We start from the raw sequence: 16,817 nt of genomic DNA, 5'->3' as shown, positions 1-16,817 counted from the left end.
GCACTACTATGAAAATCCCGTTGTCGGGGATCGACGCGGGGAGCGGGGTACTACCGGCACAACAAAAGAATGCGGATGTAGCGCTCAGCGACGCACACGGCAGGGTACGAGCCTGGCCTGGCGAACGATCGTCGGTGAGCTGATGCGTGCGATATGCATGCATGCTGCGATCGGGCGGAACGCGCGATCGAGCAGAACGGCGAGACCGTTCCGGGCATGAATACGGATTGAGCGGATGACGCCAACGCGTCGATGTTGCTGCAGATCTTCTGCGCGGCATGCAAGCCGCGGCGTGCTCCGGTCTTTCATTTTTATTCCCCAAATGCTGTCATGTGATTCTTGTTGCGCGGACGATGCCGTCGCGTATCGCTCGGTCGACGATTCCGGCGGTTTTCAAGGCCTGGGCCGCGTATTCCCCGATGCGCCCTCGATCCGTTGCTTTCCGCAGGTGATTCAGTCCGGTTCGGTGAGTCCGTTGCTTGAACCGGTCATTCGTCACATCGTCGACTGTCGTGCGGACCTTGACGCAAAGAGCAGGCCAGCCGGAAAGAAAACCAGGCGCAGCAAGGGTTCGGGCGATGCGCCCACCAGTCGGGCTTCGGCCCGATGCGCGAAATGTTTCAGATTTGATATACGCGTGCCGGTCGCCGTGACGTGCCGGCGTGAGCGCCGCCGCGCTGTGCAAGGCATCAAAAAATTTTCTCGGGACTTTCCCGAATCCGCGAGGCCGCTCCCCCGACGCCGGTTCCACGACGTGCCGGACCGGCCAAAAACCCGGAATGTTTCAAGCGAGAAACATCATTTGCGCCGGCGTGGTTTTTTCAGACGTCAAAACGCGGTTTTCAGCCCTGTCGCCGCCAAATCGATATTTCACGATTCAGCCCGCGGTTTGCGTCACGCGATTTTTTCTCCAACAATGCATTCACCGGACAGCGCCATCGAATGCGATTCGCTCCGGATACACGACAACACAAAAAGGCTGCGGCACACCATGCGGCCTTCACTGCAAACGGGGCATCATGTACACAGCCAATCGTGGAGTGGACTATCGCGCCAAACGCTGTGCTCAATGGCTGACAGCGGACCGGATCATTCCGTACAGCTGCATCATGCTGATGCTCTGCGTTGGATTCCTGATCACCTGGGGCGCCGTCACGAATACCTTCACGTCGCAAACCACCGCCCGGCCGGGCGTCGACTTCTCCGTCTTCTGGACCGCATCGCAACTCGTGCTGCAAGGCCATGCCGCGGCGATCTACGATCCGGTCTTCTTCTCCCATGCCGAGGTAGCGCAGTTCGGTGGCTATTTGGGTCGCCAATCGCTGCCCTGGCTCTATCCGCCGACGATGCTGCTGTTCGTCGCGCCGATTGCCCTCGTGCCTTTCCTGCCCGCGTATTTCCTCTTTTTTGCGGGCAGTCTTTTATGCTATGCGTACGCCGTGCTGCGACTATCGGGCCTGCGTGCGCACCTGCCCGTTCCGCGCGCCGCCGCGCTCGTCGTGCTCGCCTATTCAGGCGTGTTCGCGTCCGTCCTGTACGGGCAGAACAGCATCCTGACCGCCGGTCTCGCCGCGCTCGCGCTGCATTTCCTTGGCCCGCGCCCGATCATCGCCGGCATGCTGATCGGGCTGCTCGCCATCAAGCCGCAGATGGCGATGGTGTTTCCGTTCGTGCTGATCGCGGCGCGTGCATGGCGCACCTTCGCGGCGGCGGCGCTCACGACCACGCTGTTCGTGGTGGCCGGCATCGCGCTGACCGGCACCAGCTCGCTGACCGGCCTGGCCCACGCGATGTCGATCGTGCGCGGCATGCATTTCACCCTGCCTGCCTACTGGTTCGTTTCACCGACGACGTTCGCGGCGCTGCGGCTCGCGGGTGCATCGATTCCGATCGCGCTCGCCGCGCAAGCCGCCGTCGGACTGCTCGCCATCGCAGCCGCCATCCATGTCTGGCGCCGCACGGCCGACATGCGGCTGTGCGGCGCGGCGCTGGCGGTCGCCACGCTGTTGACGACACCCTATCTGTGGAGTTACGAGCTGGCATGGCTCGGCATCGCGGTCTTCTGCGTGATCGCTCACGGCCTCGAAGACGGCTGGCTGCCGGGAGATCAGATCGTGATCGTGCTCGCGTGGCTGCTGCCGATATTCGAGGTGTTCAATCGGATAATGAAGCTGCCGCAGATCGGCCCTATCGTGCTGCTCGCCGTCCTGTTCGTCGTCGTGCGTCGCGCAAGCCTTGCGCCGCGGAGCGCGCAATGAAATCGCCGCTCTCCCTCCTGCACGTCGGTTCGGCGGTCGACGCCCATCCCGAGCTGCCAATCGCAGGGCCCCGCCGTTTCCCGCATTGGCTCAATCGTGATCGGGTGCGCCTCTATGCGGCAGCGGTATTGTTTGCCGAACTGCTGTTCATGTTCGTGTATCTCGCGCGCGTACATTGGTCGCAAACATCCCTGCCTGAACCCCTGGCACAGGATGTCGCGCCGATCTGGGGCGCCGCGAGGCTCGCCGCTCACGGCCTCGGGATCAACGCGTGGAACCTGCCGTCGCTGTTCGAGGTCGAGAAGGTCGCGCTCCCGCTGATGAACGCCGGGAACGGCTCGCTGCCGTGGCTCTACCCGCCCACGATGCTGATGTTCGTGCTGCCGCTCGGCTGGCTGCCATACATGTTCGCGCTGGTGCTGTGGCTGGGCGCCACCTACGCGCTGTTCGTGACGACGATCCGCGCAACCGTACAGCGCGAGGGGGCGCTGCTCTGCGCGCTCGCGTTCCCCGGCGCGTTTCTCGCAGTGATCGTCGGGCAGACAAGCCTGCTGACCGCGACGCTCGCAGGCGTCGGGCTGCTGACGCTGAATCGCCGTCCCGTCATCGCCGGCATCTGCTTCGGAATGCTGACGATGAAGCCGCAGATGGCGGTGCTGTTTCCGCTCGCGCTGCTGTGCGCCGGAAAATGGCGTGCGCTGGCCGCTTGGGTCGCGACGATCGCCAGCGGCTTCGCGCTGTCGACGCTGATGTTCGGCTTCGACGCCTGGGTCGCGTTCGCGCACGGCTTGCACGCCGCATACCAGATCGTCGGCGCGGGCCACGCCAAGCTCGCGCGCATGCCGACCGTGTTCGCGCTCGCCACCCTCGCCGGCTGGCCTGCCACCGTCGCGCGCGTGCTGCAGCTGCTGTCGGCCGCGACCGCCGCGATCGCCGTCGTGTACGCGTGGCGCGGCGCGTGTTCGTACGCGCTGCGCGCGGCGACCCTCGCGTGCGCGTGCCTGATCGTCAGCCCTTATCTGTACGACTACGACCTGACCTGGTACGGCCTCGTGATCGCCTGGTACGCACGCTATGCATGGACGCACGGCTGGCGGCGCTTCGATCGCGAATGGCTGCTGGTGCTGTGGGTGATGCCGCTCGCCGGCCTCGTGCTGGTCCCGCACCTGTCGTTCCAGTTCATGCCGCTCGTCACGCTCGCGTCGCTGGCGCTGCTCGTCAGCCGGATCGCACGGGAAAGGCACGACGTGCCGTCGATGCCCGACGCACGCGACGACACGACCGAAACCGGCTTCACGCATCCGTTGCGCTCACATCACCGCCCGGCGCACGGACTGCGCCGCACCGGCCGCCCGACCTTCGGCATCGGCCGCTGACACGCGATCACAGGGGAACCATCATGCGCGAATCACTCTACACGCCACTCGTCTCGCTGGTCGTGCCGTTCTACAACGAAGGCGAAGCCGTCGAACGCTTCTTCGACGTCGTGATTCCGTTGATGGCCGGCCTCGACGCGATCCGCTTCGAGATCGTCTGCGTCAACGACGGCAGCCGCGACGACACGCTCGAACGCCTGATCCGAATCAGCATGAGCGACCGCCGCGTGCGCGTCATCGATCTCACGCGCAACTTCGGCAAGGAAGCGGCGCTGACGGCCGGCCTCGACGAAGCCGCCGGCGACGCCGTGATCCCGCTCGACGCCGACCTGCAGGATCCGCCGAGCCTGATTCCGGTGATGCTCGAACACTGGCGCGACGGTGTCGAAGTCGTCGCCGCGAAGCGCAGCAACCGCGCCTGCGATTCGTTCGCGAAGCGCACTGCCGCCTCGATCTACTACCGCGTCCACAACCTGCTGTCGGACGTGAAGCTGCCGGAGAACGTCGGCGACTTCCGGCTGATGGATCGCAAGGTCGTGAACGCGCTGCGCAGCCTGCCGGAGCGGCATCGTTTCATGAAGGGGCTGTTCGCATGGGTCGGCTACCGGACCGTGATCATCGAGTACCAGCGCGAAGCGCGCAGCGCCGGGCACTCGAAGTTCTCCGGATGGAAGCTGTGGAACTTCGCGCTCGAGGGGATCACGAGCTTCAGCACCGTGCCGCTGCGCAGCTGGACCTACATCGGCCTGGGCATCGCCGCACTCTCCTTCCTGTACGGCGCGTTCATCGTGGGCCGTACGCTGCTGTTCGGCAACCCGGTGCTCGGCTATGCGTCGCTGCTGTCGGTCACGCTGTTCATCGGCGGGATCGAGCTCATCGGCATCGGCGTGGTCGGCGAGTACATCGGGCGCATCTACGACGAGTCGAAGCAACGTCCCGTCTATCTGATTCGCCGCCGCTACGAGGCGCACGCCAAGGTGATCGAGTTGCCGGTCGCGCGCGATGCGCGGCGCACGGCCGCACGCCGCCGCGTCCAGCCGGCCCGCGTGCGGGTCGGCTCGCGCTGACCGGCGGAGATCGCGATGTTCGAACTGCTCTGCGCGGAGCGCGTGCGGCTCGCGCGCTTCGGCCTGTCCGGGCTTTGCTCGACCGCGCTGCACGTGCTGGTCGCATCCGCGATGTATGCGCTGTTCGATGCGACGCAGGTGTTCGCGAATGCCGTCGCGTTCGTGTGCGCGACGGCGTTCTCGTATCTCGCGAATACGCTGTGGAGCTTCTCGTCGACGGTGCAGTCGCGCAACCTGGTGCGCTATCTGACGGTCGCGCTGGCCGGCTTCGCCGAAACGATGCTGCTCGCGCGCGCCGCCGAACTGCTCGACGTGCCGCGCGGCTGGGCCATCGTCGCGATCGCGCTGCTGATCCCGCCGACGATGTTCGTGATGCATCGGGTGTGGACGTATCGGTAAAGCTTTACGGTGGCGGGCGCGCCGCCACCCGCACAACGGCCCGTCAACGGTTCAGCTCCTCGAGGCGCAGGCCGTTGGTCTTCGGGCCAAAGAACCCGATCGATACCGCGACCGCCAGCATGCACGCCGTGATGCCGGCAAATACGCCGGGCAACCCGAAATCGCGAAGCAGGAATGCGATCGCAAAACCCGACATCATCGCGCCGACCCGGCTGGCCGAGTACACGATGCCATTGGCACGGCATCGCACGGCCGTCGGGAACAACTCGGCCTGGTAAGCGTGGTAGCAGACCGAGATGATCTGGCCGGCGAAGCTGATCAACACGCCGAGCAGGATGAGCGGCACCACGGCCCTGACCTGCGCGAACGCCGTCCCGCAGACGATCACGACCAGCGCGCCGCCGACGATCAGGTATTTGCGCTGGATCCGGTCGGCGACGGCCATCGCCAGCAGCGGCCCGACCGGCAACGCGAACGCGATGATGAACGAATAGAGCAGGCTTTTCGTGACCGTGATGCCCTGGCTGATCAACAGCGTCGGCACCCAGTTCGCAAAACCGTAATAGCCGATCGCCTGGCAAAAGTTGAAGACGATCAGCATCACGAGGCGCGAACGATACGGCGGCTGCCACAATTCCGCGAGCGATGCGCGTCGATGCCGCGGCTGTTCGACGATCGGTGACGGCGCCGGCAGCGGCTGCCCCGACTGACGTTCGACGATCGCCTCGATGTGCCGCACGATCGCGTCGCTCCTCGCGACCTGTCCGTGCATCGCGAGCCACCGCGGACTCTCCGGCACGCCGCGCCGGATGAACCACACCAGCAACGCGCCGAGCGCGCCCGCGAGCACCACGACGCGCCATCCGTCGATGCCGAACATCGTGGTCGGCACCAGCCAGTACGACAGGATCGCGGCGACCGGCGCCGCCGCGAACATCACGCTCTGGTTGAACGCCATCGCGCGGCCACGCATCTGCTGCGGGACGAGTTCAGTCACGTAGCTGTCGATCGTGATGATCTCGACCCCGACGCCGATTCCCGTGATGAAGCGCCAGAGGATCATGCCTTCGGCGGTCGTCTGAAACGCCATGATCACCGAGCCGATCGAATACCAGAGCAGCGACACCGTGAACACCGCGCGCCGGCCGTAGCGATCGGGCATCCAGCCGAGCCCGAACGTACCGACGAACAGGCCGGCGAACGTCGCGGCGATGAAGCCGGCGATTCCGGTGAAGCCGAAAAATGCGTGCGTGGTGGTTTGCAGCACGCCGCTCTTCGCCATGCCCGGCGCGATATAGCCGGTGAAGATCAGGTCGTAGACTTCGAAAAAGCCGCCCAGTGAAATCAGCAGCACCAGCATCCACAGATGGCGGGTGATCGGCAGCCGATCCATGCGCGCGGCGATCGCTGCGCCCGGCATGGCGTCGACATCGATGAAGGGCGAATCATGCGGACGCGAATCCGCGGTGACGGTGGGCTGCATGTCTGTCTCCTGATACGGCGATTGTCGACGGCCTTGTTGTTCGATCGTGGTCCGTCTGCCGGTGTTGCGCGCCGCGCACGTCATGCGCGGCGCATGGTTCTCATCGGTTTCGTGCTGCGACACCTCGACGGACCGGATTGCTGCCGAGGCGGTAGAAGGTCATGCGGCCGCGCGGCCGGTCAGTCGCGAAAGAATCTCGTGCGTGTGTTCGCCGACCCGGGCCAGCGCCTGCCGGACGCCCGGCCGACGGCCGCCCATCGTCAGCGGCAGCAGCACGACGTCGGTCGTCGTGCCGTCGTCGGCCTCCATCGGCACGAGGCCGCCGCTCGCCTTCAGATGCGGGTCATCGAGCAATTGCTCCGGTCGCACGATCGGTGCATACGGAATGCCCGCAGCTTCGAGCTTCGGCGTCAGTTCGTCGATCCGGTGCCCCTTCAGGATGTCGCCGAGAACGTCGAGCAACGCCGGCCGGACCGCCACCCGCAACGCGTTGCTGGCAAAGCGCGGTTCGGCGGGCAGATCCGGCCGGCCGAGCACGTCGCACAGCGTGACGAACTGCTTGTCGCTGACGGCGCCGATGAATAGCTGCTCGTCGTCGGCAAGCGTGAACACGTCGTACACGCTCCAGGCGGACACGCGCGCGGGCATCGGCGGCGGCGCTTCATGCGTCATCGCATACTGCTGCATGTGCTGCGCGCAGAGGAACACGCAGTTCTCGAAGAGTGCGCTTTGCACTTCCTGGCCGCGCCCGGTGACGTCCCGTTCGCGCAGCGCGGCGAGCACGCCGATCGCACCGAACATGCCGCCCATGATGTCGTTGACCGACGTTCCCGCGCGCAACGGCCGGCCCACCGGCCCCGTCATGTATGACAGCCCGCCCATCATCTGCACGACTTCGTCGAGCGCGAGCCGCTTCTCGTACGGCCCTGGCAGGAAGCCCTTGTGCGACACATAGACGAGCCGCGGGAATGCCTTCGACAACGTATCGTAGTCCAGACCAAGTTTCGTCATCAGGCCCGGACGAAAATTCTCGAGCATCACGTCGCAGGTGCCGATCAGTTCGACCGCCGCGTCCTTGCCTTCCGGCGTGTTGATGTCGAGGACGACGCTCTTCTTGTTGCGGTTGAAAGTGCGGAAGAAGCCGATGCCGAGGCCCGGCAGCTTGCGGGTCTTGTCGCCGCCGGGCGGCTCGATCTTGATGACCTCCGCGCCGAGATCCGCGAGGATCATCCCGCACGTCGGCCCCATGACCATGTGCGTGAATTCGATCACGCGCACGCCGTCGAGCGGCAGTCTTGCGTTGGTTTCCATGAAGTCCTCAGGCATTGAGCGCGATCGACGCGCGATGGGTTTTCGGCAGGCCGGCCCGCCACAGCGCGCCGTGCAGCAATTCGCCGTCGAGCCAGCACGCGACCTTGGCGCGCAGCGCCAGCAGCGCCGGCAGGTCGATGCCGGTATCGATGCCCATGTCGGCGAGCATGAACGCCAGGTCTTCGCTCGCCGCATTGCCGCTTGCGCCCGGCGCGTGCGGGCAGCCGCCGATGCCGGCGAGTGTCGCGTCGAAACGCGCGACGCCGGTTTCGAGCGCGGCATAGACGTTCGCAAGCGCGAGGCCGCGCGTATCGTGAAAGTGCCCGCAAAAGAAGCGGTCGCCGGCGACGCGACGCGCCCGCTCGAACAGCGCGCGCACGGCGGCCGGCCCCGCGTAGCCGACCGTATCGGCGATGCTGACGCGATCCGCGCCCGCATCGAGCAACGCCTGCATGCAGCGCAGGACCTCGTCCGGTTCGACGCGCCCCTGGATCGTGCAGCCGAATGCCGTGCCGATGCCGCCTTCGATCAGCGTCGTCGACCCGGCGGCATCGCGCTCGGCGCGGATGCGCGCGACCTCGGCGACGACTTCATCGGGTGTCTTGCGCAGGTTCGCGAGGCTATGTTCGCGGCTCGCGGACAGCGGCACGAGCAGCAGGTCGGCGCCGGTTTCGAGTGCGCGCTGCGCGCCTTTCAGGTTCGGCACCAGCACCGACACGGCGAGGCCCGGCAGCGTTTTCGCGTATGCGACGAGTTCGGCGGTATCGGCCAGTTGCGGCAGCAGCCGCGCCGGCACGAACGAGCCGACTTCGATCTCGCGCTGGCCGGCCGCATAGGCGCCGGCGATCCATTCGAGCTTGCGCGCGGTCGGCAGCACGGCCCGGATGCTTTGCAGGCCGTCGCGCAATCCGACCTCGCGAATCACGACGTGGGTGGGAAAAGAACGCATGGCGTGGCTGTCTCCGCAATCGGTGGCCGGTCGTCACACGCCGGCGATAGCCCCACTTTAGAGATTCCCGAAAAAACGTAAAGCATCGGTTTGGAAGCGAAATCGTTCCGAAATGGAATCCCTTCACGCCACGCCATGAAGGCATTTCGAAAGCAATACCGGCGGCGCGACGCGTCCTCGCCATCGTGGTAATTTCTGGCATTCCCGAAGAACCCGGAAACCGGCGGAATCGAGGCGAACGCTTCCGGCCCGGAACGTTCCGACACGCGGAGACTGCACGATGCGCGACATCGACCTCAAGACACTGCGGCTGTTCGTGGCGGTGTGCGATCACGGCAATATCGCGCGTGCCGCGCAAGAAGCGCACATCGAGCCTTCGGCGATCAGCAAGCGCATCGCGCAGCTCGAAAGCGATCTCGGCGTGCCTGCGCTCACGCGGTCACGACGCGGCGTCGCGCCCACGCCAGCCGGCATCGCGCTGCTCGAGCATGCGCGCAGCATGCTGTTCACGATGGAGCGGATCGCGGCCGACGTCGCCGCGATCGGCGATGGACTGCAGGGGCGCGTGAGCATTTGCGCGTCGGCATCGGCGATCGCGGAAGCCTTGCTGGACGACATCGCGTCGTTCATGCGAGACCCCGCCAACCGGAACATCAAGGTCGACGTGGAAGAGCGGCTGTCGCGCGATCTTGTCCGGCAGGTGCGCGAAGGGGCCGCCGCGCTCGGCGTGTGCTGGGACAACGTCGATCTGCAAGGGCTGCAGGAGCGGTCCTATCGCCACGACCAGCTGGCGCTCGCCGTGCATCCCGAGCATCCGCTCGCCGGCCGTCAGTCGATCGGCTTCGACGACACGCTCGAATTCGAGCACGTCGGCCTGCCGCCGGCCACCGCCGTTCATACGATGCTCAAGCGGGCCGCCGCGGACCGCGGCCGGACCGTGTCGTATCGCGTGATCGTGTCGAGTTTCGACGCGGCGTTTCGCGTCGTGGCCGCCGGCCTGGGCATCAGCGTCATTCCGGTCGAAGTCGCGGCGGCTTACCGGCAGTCGCTCGGCGTGCACATGATTCCGCTCACCGACTCATGGGCGAAGCGTCGCTTCATCGTGTGTTTCCAGCGCTTCGATACGCTGCAGCCCGCCGCCCAGCGGATGGTCGACCATCTCGCGAACCGCGCCGTCGGCGGCCGGTAACGTATCGCGCCGCGTCGGCAATCGGCTCGCGCAGCACGGCGGCACCGACGCTCGGCCCAACGACAGGGTCGAAGCATTCACCGATCCGTCACGAAACCGTCGCACCCGATGCGAGCGACCCCTGCTAGCATGCCGGGTGGCCCGTGCGAATCGCCCCCCCGGCTGTAAAGATGTCGCGCGGCATGGCATTTACTTCGCTACCCGCCTACGTGTTCGGCCCTGCGAGGCCGCTGCGACGCGGCCGCTTCCCGCAAGCACGAATCGTGCTCTGCCCGCATTCGACTTCCATCCGACGGCCGGCCGCGCCGCAAGCTGTGGCGCGCGCCGCCGGCACGAGATTCGTCCATGCCCAGGAAAAAAACCAGCCTCTGGCTACGGCCATTCGACCTGTTTTCCGCCGCGACGAGCACGCGACCGAAACGCAAGACAGCCAAACCGGCGGCGACGGTCAAGCGCCCTGCCACGGTACGGACCCCGCGTCGCACCCGCGCGCCGGCGCCGGCCGCCCATCCGTCGCCGCGCCACGCACCGGGCACCTGGCTGCGTTCGTTTCATTCCGCGCGCCCGACCGCCGGCCGCCTCGTCAACCATCTCGCCTACGCGCTGTACCTGCCCGCCGCACCGGTGACGAGCGCGGGCATGCCGGTCGTCGTCATGCTGCATGGCTGCAAGCAGACCGCCGAGTCGTTCGCCGCGGGCACGCGCATATGCCGCGTCGCGGAGCGTGCCGGGTTTGCCGTGCTGTTCCCCGAACAGGCGAAGACCGCGCACGCGCATCGCTGCTGGAACTGGCATGGCGATGCGTCGCAGTCGGAGCTTCCGGCGGTTGCGTCGCTGATCGACGCGATCGTGCAGGAGCGCGGATTCGACCGCGACCGGATCTATCTGGCCGGCATGTCGGCCGGCGCGGGGCTGGCCGCGCAGCTGGCGCTCGCGTATCCCGAGCTGTTCGCGGCCGTCGGCCTGCATTCCGGCCCGGCCATCGCGCCGCCGTTGTCGACGATGGCCGCGATGAGCCTGATGCGCCGCGGCCTGCGCGACGATCCGATACACGTGGTCGACGCATGCGTCGACGTGCGCGCGTATCCGGGCATGCCCGCGCTCGTCATGCATGGCGGGCTCGACACGGTCGTCGCCGAGCAGAACGCGCTGCAGCTCGGCGTCGCGTTCGCGCGGATCAATCGGCTCGTCGACGAACACGGCGAGCTGCGCGTCGGCGAGCGGCAAACCTACATGCATGACGGCACGGATTACACGGACTATCTGCGCGGCGGCCGGGTGATCGTCCGCGTCTGCATCGTGCGACGCCTCGCGCACGCGTGGAGCGGCGGCGATCCGCGCGAAGCGTTCCACTCCGCGACAGGGCCGGACGCCACCGCGATGTTCTGGAATTTCTTTCGAAGGCGGCGGCGCAAGCGGTAACGGGGACGCTGCGCCGCCTCGCGCTCACGCGCGCTGCCCGACTGCCGCCGTCTCGCTCACGGTCGCGCTCTCGCTCGCCTCTGCGCGCCGGATCGGCAGCCGAATGCGGAAGGTCGTGCCGCGCCCCGGCTCGCTCGTCACGTCGATTGTGCCGCGGTGGCGCTCGACGATGCCGTGCGACACCGACAAGCCGAGCCCCGTGCCCTGCCCGACCGGCTTCGTCGTGAAGAACGGATCGAAGATGCGCCGCACGATATCGGGCGTCATGCCGGTGCCGGTGTCGCTGATCGCGATCGACACCTGTTGGTCGTCGCTCGACGTACGGATCGTGATCACGCCGCGCTCGGGAATCGCGTGCGCCGCGTTGACGAGCAGGTTCATGAACACCTGGTTCAATTGCGACGGCAGGCATTCGACGGGCGGCACGTCGCCATACTCGCGCACGATGTCGGCCTTGTACTTGAGTTCGTTGTGGACGACGTTGAGCGTGCTCTCGAGCCCCGCATGGATGTCGGCCACGCACCATTCGCCGCTGCCCGGCCGCGAGAAATCACGCAGGTCCTGCACGATCCGCCGCACCCGCAGCGCGCCGTCGATCGACTCGTCGATCAGCGTCGCGATCTCGTCGCGCACGTAGTCCAGATCGGCGGCGCGCCCCATCGCGGCCAGCGCGTCGCGTTGGGCGGGTTCCAGCTGCGGCAGCGCGGCCTCGTGCGCGGCGATCACGTCGAGCAGGCTGCGCACCCACGTCTTCAGCGTGTTGAGGTTCGCGCTGATGAAGCCGACCGGATTGTTGATCTCGTGCGCGACGCCGGCCGCGAGCTGGCCGATCGATGCGAGCTTTTCCGACTGCAGCAGCTGCACGTGCGTTTCCTCGAGCGCGCGCAGCAGGCGCCGCTGTTCGTCCTTCTCCTGCTCGAGCCGGATCTGCGCCGCCTTGCGCTCGTCGATCTCGGTCGCCATGTTTTCGCGGGTGCGCTGCAGCATCGCGGTCGTCTGCTCGTAGCGTCGCAACGCCGTTTCGAGTTCCGCGGTCCGCAATCGCACCAGCCGCTCGAGCGTATCCGTCATCCCGCGCAGAAACGTTGTACGCGCATCGAAACGGGACACCAGCAGCGTGACGATCAGCGTCGCCATCGTGAACAGCGCGATCGTCGTCGCAAGCCACGGCGCATCGATCCCGTTCGCCGCGCCGCATCGCGCATCCGGCGCGAAATACGCGGCCGCCATCGCCGTGTAGTGCATGCCCGTGATGGCGATGCCCATGATCAGCGCCGCACCGATGCGCAGCGCGGTCGCATGGCGCGCCTGTTGCACGCGCAGCGCCTGCGCCATCCACAGCGCGGCAGTCGACGCGATCACCGCGATGCCGATCGACGCCGCGAACAGCACGGGATCGTAGCGAATGCCGGGCGCCATGCGCATCGCGGCCATCCCCGTGTAATGCATCCCGACGATCCCGGCGCCCATCAGCGCGCCGCCCGCGAGCAGGCGCCGGCGGCTCAACCGCGCACGCGTGACGATGTTCAGCGCGAAATACGACACGAGCACCGCGATGACGAGCGACGCGACGGTATCCGGCAGCGCATAGCCGAGCGGGATCGGCAGCGACAGCGCCAGCATGCCGACGAAATGCATCGACCAGATGCCGGTGCCCATCGCGGCCGCGCCACCGCCCAGCCATGCGCGCTTGAGCTTCGGGTTGTCGAGCAGCGAAATGAACGCGGCCAGGTCGAGCGCCGTATAGGACGCCAGCGTCGCGATGACGAGCGACAGCAGGACAAGCAGCGGATCGTAGGTGCCATGCATGATCGAACCCTCGGTCGAGAGGAACGCGTTACCGCGGCGCACGGACGATCGCGCGCCGCGGCCGTGCGGTACGCGACGTCAGGCCGGCGGCGCGGCGTCGGTCGGCGCCTGCTTCGACGCGGCGGCACCGGTCAGCACCAGAATGTCGAACGATGTCCCTTCGCGCGCCTCGAAGCGACGCACGAGCTCGATCTGGTGCGCCGACATCACGCTGCCCTTCGTCATCAGCAGCACGCCGCGATGCGTGCGCAGATCGTCGGCGAGTTGCATCCCTTCGCGCAGCTGCGCGGACTGAACCTCCGCGACGGATGTCGCGATGCCGAGGCTCGCCGGATGCCGCATCAGTTCGATGAAGCGCGCGACGAGCAGCGGGTCGTAACGCACGCCGGCCTGCGAGTGCAGCACGTCGATCGCCTGCTCGACCGAATGCGGCGCACCGATCTCGCCGTTGCGCAGCCCTTCGAAGTCGCGCGCGATCGCGACGATCCGCGAACCGAGCGGAATCGCATCGCCCGTCAGGCCGTCCGGTGTGCCGCGCCCGTTGTATCGCTCGTACTGGTGCAGCACGATCGACGCGACCTTGTGCAACTGCGCGACCGGCGTGAGCACCATCTGCGCGCGCAGCGGATGCTGCTGGAACAGGCTGTGCTCGTCCGTCGTCATCTTCACGAGCGGCTTGTGCAGCAGTTCGTCGGGCAGCGACAGCTTGCCGATGCCGTGCAGCAGCCCCGCGAAATAGACGTCCTGCGCGTGCAGATTGCTCATCCCGGCCGACAGCGCGAGATGCCGCGCGATTTCGCCGACGCGCATCGCATGGCCGCCGGCGGTCCCGCAGCGCAGCTCGATCATGCTCGCGCACACCTGGACCATCGCGGTGAAACTGCTTTTCAGGTCGGCCTGCGCCGCTTCGAGGAACAGCACGGTTTGCGCGAGCTCCTCGGTGCGCGCGCGCACCTGTGTTTCGAGATCCGTATTGAAGCGGCGCAGCGTTTCGTTCTGCGCTTCGGTCAATGCGGCGAGCCGCGCCGCTTCGGCGCGCAAGCGCCGCTGCTCGAGCGCCTGCTCGATCGTCATCAGCAGATCGTGGTCGTCCCACGGCTTGTTCAAGTAGCGGTACACGCCGCCTTCGTTGACGGCCTCCACGATCGACGCGATGTCGGAATAGCCGGTCAGCAGGATGCGCATCGTGTCCGGGTACAGCGAGCGGGCGCGCGACAGAAACGCCGCGCCGCTCATGTTCGGCATCCGCATGTCGGACACGATCAGGTCGACTTCGGTCGACGCCAGGATCTCGAGCGCCGCCTCGCCGCTGTCGGCGGTCAGGACGCCGTAGCGCGCGGGCCGCAACACGCGCTTGAGCGCGGACAGCACGCTCGGTTCATCGTCGACCAGCAGGATCGACGCAGCGGCGGCGGTGTCGCCGGATGCAGCTTCGGCGATCGTTTCGGGTAGTGCATCGTTCGCTCCGTTCATCGCGGATGTCGTCATAATTGGCCTCGGATCAATTGTCTTCACTACCTCTGTGACATCGGCCTGGGCGGCCGCTTCCACATCGGGGAAAACGCTGATCCGTGCGCGGAGCGAACGTTCGTATCAGGGCGCCTTGATCCCTTCCGCCCGCGTGGCCAGGAACCGCAGGTATTTGTCGTCCTCGTCCTCGAACAGCTCCGGGCCGCCCCCCATGTAGGCGCGCATCAACTCGTCCGCGGCACGGTCGAGATTGCCGAGCTCGAACTGGCACTGACCGAGCCTCAGGTGCAGAAACGGGTTGCCGATCGCATCGGGGAAATGCATCGCATGGCCGAGGTTGTCGCGTCCGGCCTCGTAGTCGGCTTGATGGAAATTCGTGTCGCCGATGGCTGCCATCAGCCAGGTTCCGGCCTCCCAGTTGGTCCTGGGTTCGGGAAGCAGGTCGAATGCTTGCCAGTATTTTTCCAGCGCGCCTGCGTAGTCCCCGTCTTCGACCAACGCATCGCCCGCCTCGCTCAGCGCGCCGATCCGCTCGTAAAGCGCGTCGTCCAGTTCTGCCATGTCGAGCTCCTCTCTCCGAAATGAATGCAGCGTGGCAAGCGGGCGGTCACGATGCCGGACCGCGCACGTCAATCGCCCGTCTTCTCCCGCACCGCATTGTGCACGTGAAGCTTCCTGAAGTCAGCCGCCGCCTCGCGCGGATCGGCAAGCAGCGGTCGATCGGCGTCAAGTGCTCGCGGCACCGCCTCGTCGTGATCGACGGCCTTGCGGTACGCGATCAGGCGGCTCGGCCGAGCGGGATGCCGAATTACGGTATCGTTGCCGGATGCGTCGTGCGCGGCGCGCGTTGCATCCCGATCCGTTCGCATCTTTCAACCTGTATGGAGCATTCATGATTCTGGAAATGGCATCGCTCGAAATCGACCCGTCGCAGGCCGAGCCGTTCGAGGCGGCGGTTCGCCAGGCACTCCCGCTGTTCGCGCGGGCGCGCGGCTGCGGCGGCGCCGAGCTGCACCGCGTGATCGAGCGCAGCGGCGGCTACCTGCTCGTCGTCAAGTGGGACACCGTGGACGATCACATGGTGCATTTCCGGCAATCTGACGACTTCCAGGCGTGGCGGCAATTGGCCGGGCCGTTCTTCAAGAGCCCGCCACAAGTCGTGCATACCGAAGTGGCGGTCAAGTAATCGCTCATCTGCCGCATACGCTCGATGCGCTGTCGCGCATCGGTGCCATTCTGAAACCCCCGAGCGCCCCTGCGACCGGCGCACCGATTCCCCGCGAGGCTTTCATGACCATCGACCCTTCCGTCCTCAGCGCGTTCACGCCGACCGGCAAGCTGCGCGCGTCGATCAATCTCGGCAACCCGATCCTCGCGAATCGCGACCCGGCCACCGGCGAGCCGTTCGGCGTGTCGATCGACCTCGCGCGCGCGTTCGCCGAGCGGCTGTCGGCCGAGCTCGAACTCGTGGTGTTCGACACCGCCGGTAAGTCGGTACAGGCGCTGACCGAAGAGCGCGCCGATTTCGGCTTCTTCGCGGTCGATCCGCTGCGCGGCGAAACGGTCGCGTTCACCGCGCCCTACGTGCTGATCGAGGGCTTCTATCTCGTGCGCGACGATTCGCCGATCCGCGGCAATGCGGACGTCGACCAGCCGCACAACCGCGTGACGGTCGGCAAGGGCAGCGCGTACGACCTGTTCCTCACGCGCGAGCTGAAAGCCGCACAGATCGTGCGCGCGCCGACGTCGCAGGCCGTCGTGCAGACGTTCGTCGAACAGCAGCTCGAAGTCGCGGCGGGCGTGAAGCAGCAACTCGAGGCCGATGCGGCGAAGACGCCCGGCCTGCGCCTGCTCGACGAGCGCTTCATGGTGATCCGCCAGGCGATGGGGGTACCGAAGAGCCGCGGCGAAGCGGCGGCCGCGTTGCTCGGCGCGTTCGTCGAGGAGATGAAGGCGTCGGGATTCGTCGCGGATGCGTTGAAGCGCCACGGGATCACGGGCGCGTCGGTCGCGCCGTTGGCGTGATGGACGCAACCAAGGCGCCGATGTCTCACCGTGCATCGGCGCCGCCCACCCCAAGCATC

Annotated in this window: 15 protein-coding genes; 9 read left to right on the top strand and 6 right to left on the bottom strand. The window is 66.6% G+C overall.

Annotated elements, in window-relative coordinates:
* Positions 1-1,019: 1,019 nt before the first annotated feature.
* Genes SB771_RS27915 through SB771_RS27900 form a run of 4 tightly spaced genes read left to right on the top strand, consistent with a single transcriptional unit; the run spans position 1,020 to position 5,100 of the window.
* On the top strand, positions 1,020-2,258 hold the full coding sequence (locus SB771_RS27915; protein ID WP_175661719.1) for a glycosyltransferase family 87 protein: 1,239 nt from the start codon (positions 1,020-1,022) through the stop codon (positions 2,256-2,258).
* Complete coding sequence (locus SB771_RS27910) at positions 2,255-3,634, top strand: glycosyltransferase family 87 protein (RefSeq protein WP_175661626.1); 1,380 nt, start codon at positions 2,255-2,257, stop codon at positions 3,632-3,634. The genes SB771_RS27915 and SB771_RS27910 overlap by 4 nt, the downstream gene beginning before the upstream one ends.
* A gap of 23 nt (positions 3,635-3,657) precedes the next feature.
* Complete coding sequence (locus tag SB771_RS27905; RefSeq protein WP_012372329.1) at positions 3,658-4,701, top strand: glycosyltransferase family 2 protein; 1,044 nt, start codon at positions 3,658-3,660, stop codon at positions 4,699-4,701.
* A 15-nt stretch (positions 4,702-4,716) separates the two neighbouring features.
* Positions 4,717-5,100, top strand: coding sequence for a GtrA family protein (locus tag SB771_RS27900; RefSeq protein WP_175661627.1), 384 nt, complete (start codon positions 4,717-4,719; stop codon positions 5,098-5,100).
* 43 nt (positions 5,101-5,143) lie between these two features.
* On the opposite strand, the gene SB771_RS27895 is transcribed toward SB771_RS27900, so the two are convergent.
* The 3 genes from SB771_RS27895 to SB771_RS27885 all read right to left on the bottom strand — a co-directional run bounded on the left by SB771_RS27895 (position 5,144) and on the right by SB771_RS27885 (position 8,843).
* Complete coding sequence (locus tag SB771_RS27895; protein ID WP_175661628.1) at positions 5,144-6,583, bottom strand: MFS transporter; 1,440 nt, start codon at positions 6,581-6,583, stop codon at positions 5,144-5,146.
* Positions 6,584-6,742: 159 nt separating this feature from the next.
* Entirely contained in the window at positions 6,743-7,894 is a 1,152-nt protein-coding gene (locus SB771_RS27890) for a CaiB/BaiF CoA transferase family protein (protein ID WP_175661629.1), read from the bottom strand.
* Positions 7,895-7,901: 7 nt separating this feature from the next.
* Positions 7,902-8,843, bottom strand: a complete 942-nt coding sequence (locus SB771_RS27885; protein WP_175661630.1) for a hydroxymethylglutaryl-CoA lyase — start codon at positions 8,841-8,843, stop codon at positions 7,902-7,904.
* A 280-nt stretch (positions 8,844-9,123) separates the two neighbouring features.
* Here SB771_RS27885 and SB771_RS27880 point away from each other — a divergent pair, with 280 nt between their 5' ends.
* Both SB771_RS27880 and SB771_RS27875 read left to right on the top strand, forming a co-directional pair.
* Entirely contained in the window at positions 9,124-10,032 is a 909-nt protein-coding gene (locus tag SB771_RS27880; RefSeq protein ID WP_175661631.1) for a LysR family transcriptional regulator, read from the top strand.
* 345 nt (positions 10,033-10,377) lie between these two features.
* Complete coding sequence (locus SB771_RS27875) at positions 10,378-11,454, top strand: PHB depolymerase family esterase (protein ID WP_175661632.1); 1,077 nt, start codon at positions 10,378-10,380, stop codon at positions 11,452-11,454.
* A gap of 24 nt (positions 11,455-11,478) precedes the next feature.
* Here the strand turns inward: SB771_RS27875 and SB771_RS27870 are convergent, their stop codons facing one another.
* The 3 genes from SB771_RS27870 to SB771_RS27860 all read right to left on the bottom strand — a co-directional run bounded on the left by SB771_RS27870 (position 11,479) and on the right by SB771_RS27860 (position 15,294).
* Complete coding sequence (locus tag SB771_RS27870) at positions 11,479-13,263, bottom strand: histidine kinase (protein WP_175661633.1); 1,785 nt, start codon at positions 13,261-13,263, stop codon at positions 11,479-11,481.
* 78 nt (positions 13,264-13,341) lie between these two features.
* Positions 13,342-14,751: an HD domain-containing phosphohydrolase gene (locus tag SB771_RS27865; RefSeq protein WP_175661634.1), complete on the bottom strand. Its 1,410-nt coding sequence runs from the start codon at positions 14,749-14,751 to the stop codon at positions 13,342-13,344.
* A 105-nt stretch (positions 14,752-14,856) separates the two neighbouring features.
* A complete protein-coding gene (locus SB771_RS27860; RefSeq protein WP_011661148.1) occupies positions 14,857-15,294 on the bottom strand; it encodes a tetratricopeptide repeat protein in 438 nt (145 codons plus the stop codon).
* A gap of 20 nt (positions 15,295-15,314) precedes the next feature.
* Here SB771_RS27860 and SB771_RS27855 point away from each other — a divergent pair, with 20 nt between their 5' ends.
* The 3 genes from SB771_RS27855 to SB771_RS27845 all read left to right on the top strand — a co-directional run bounded on the left by SB771_RS27855 (position 15,315) and on the right by SB771_RS27845 (position 16,758).
* Positions 15,315-15,629: a hypothetical protein gene (locus SB771_RS27855; protein WP_175661635.1), complete on the top strand. Its 315-nt coding sequence runs from the start codon at positions 15,315-15,317 to the stop codon at positions 15,627-15,629.
* Positions 15,626-15,919: an antibiotic biosynthesis monooxygenase family protein gene (locus SB771_RS27850; protein WP_006753336.1), complete on the top strand. Its 294-nt coding sequence runs from the start codon at positions 15,626-15,628 to the stop codon at positions 15,917-15,919. Before SB771_RS27855 ends, SB771_RS27850 begins: the two co-directional genes overlap by 4 nt.
* 104 nt (positions 15,920-16,023) lie before the next feature.
* On the top strand, positions 16,024-16,758 hold the full coding sequence (locus SB771_RS27845; RefSeq protein WP_175661636.1) for an ABC transporter substrate-binding protein: 735 nt from the start codon (positions 16,024-16,026) through the stop codon (positions 16,756-16,758).
* Positions 16,759-16,817 lie beyond the last annotated feature (59 nt).

The sequence above is a fragment of the Burkholderia sp. SIMBA_051 genome (assembly GCF_046534915.1).
Taxonomy (GTDB): Bacteria; Pseudomonadota; Gammaproteobacteria; order Burkholderiales; family Burkholderiaceae; genus Burkholderia; species Burkholderia ambifaria.
Note: the sequence above shows the minus strand (reverse complement) of the source record. Positions and strands in the feature narration are given on the sequence as shown.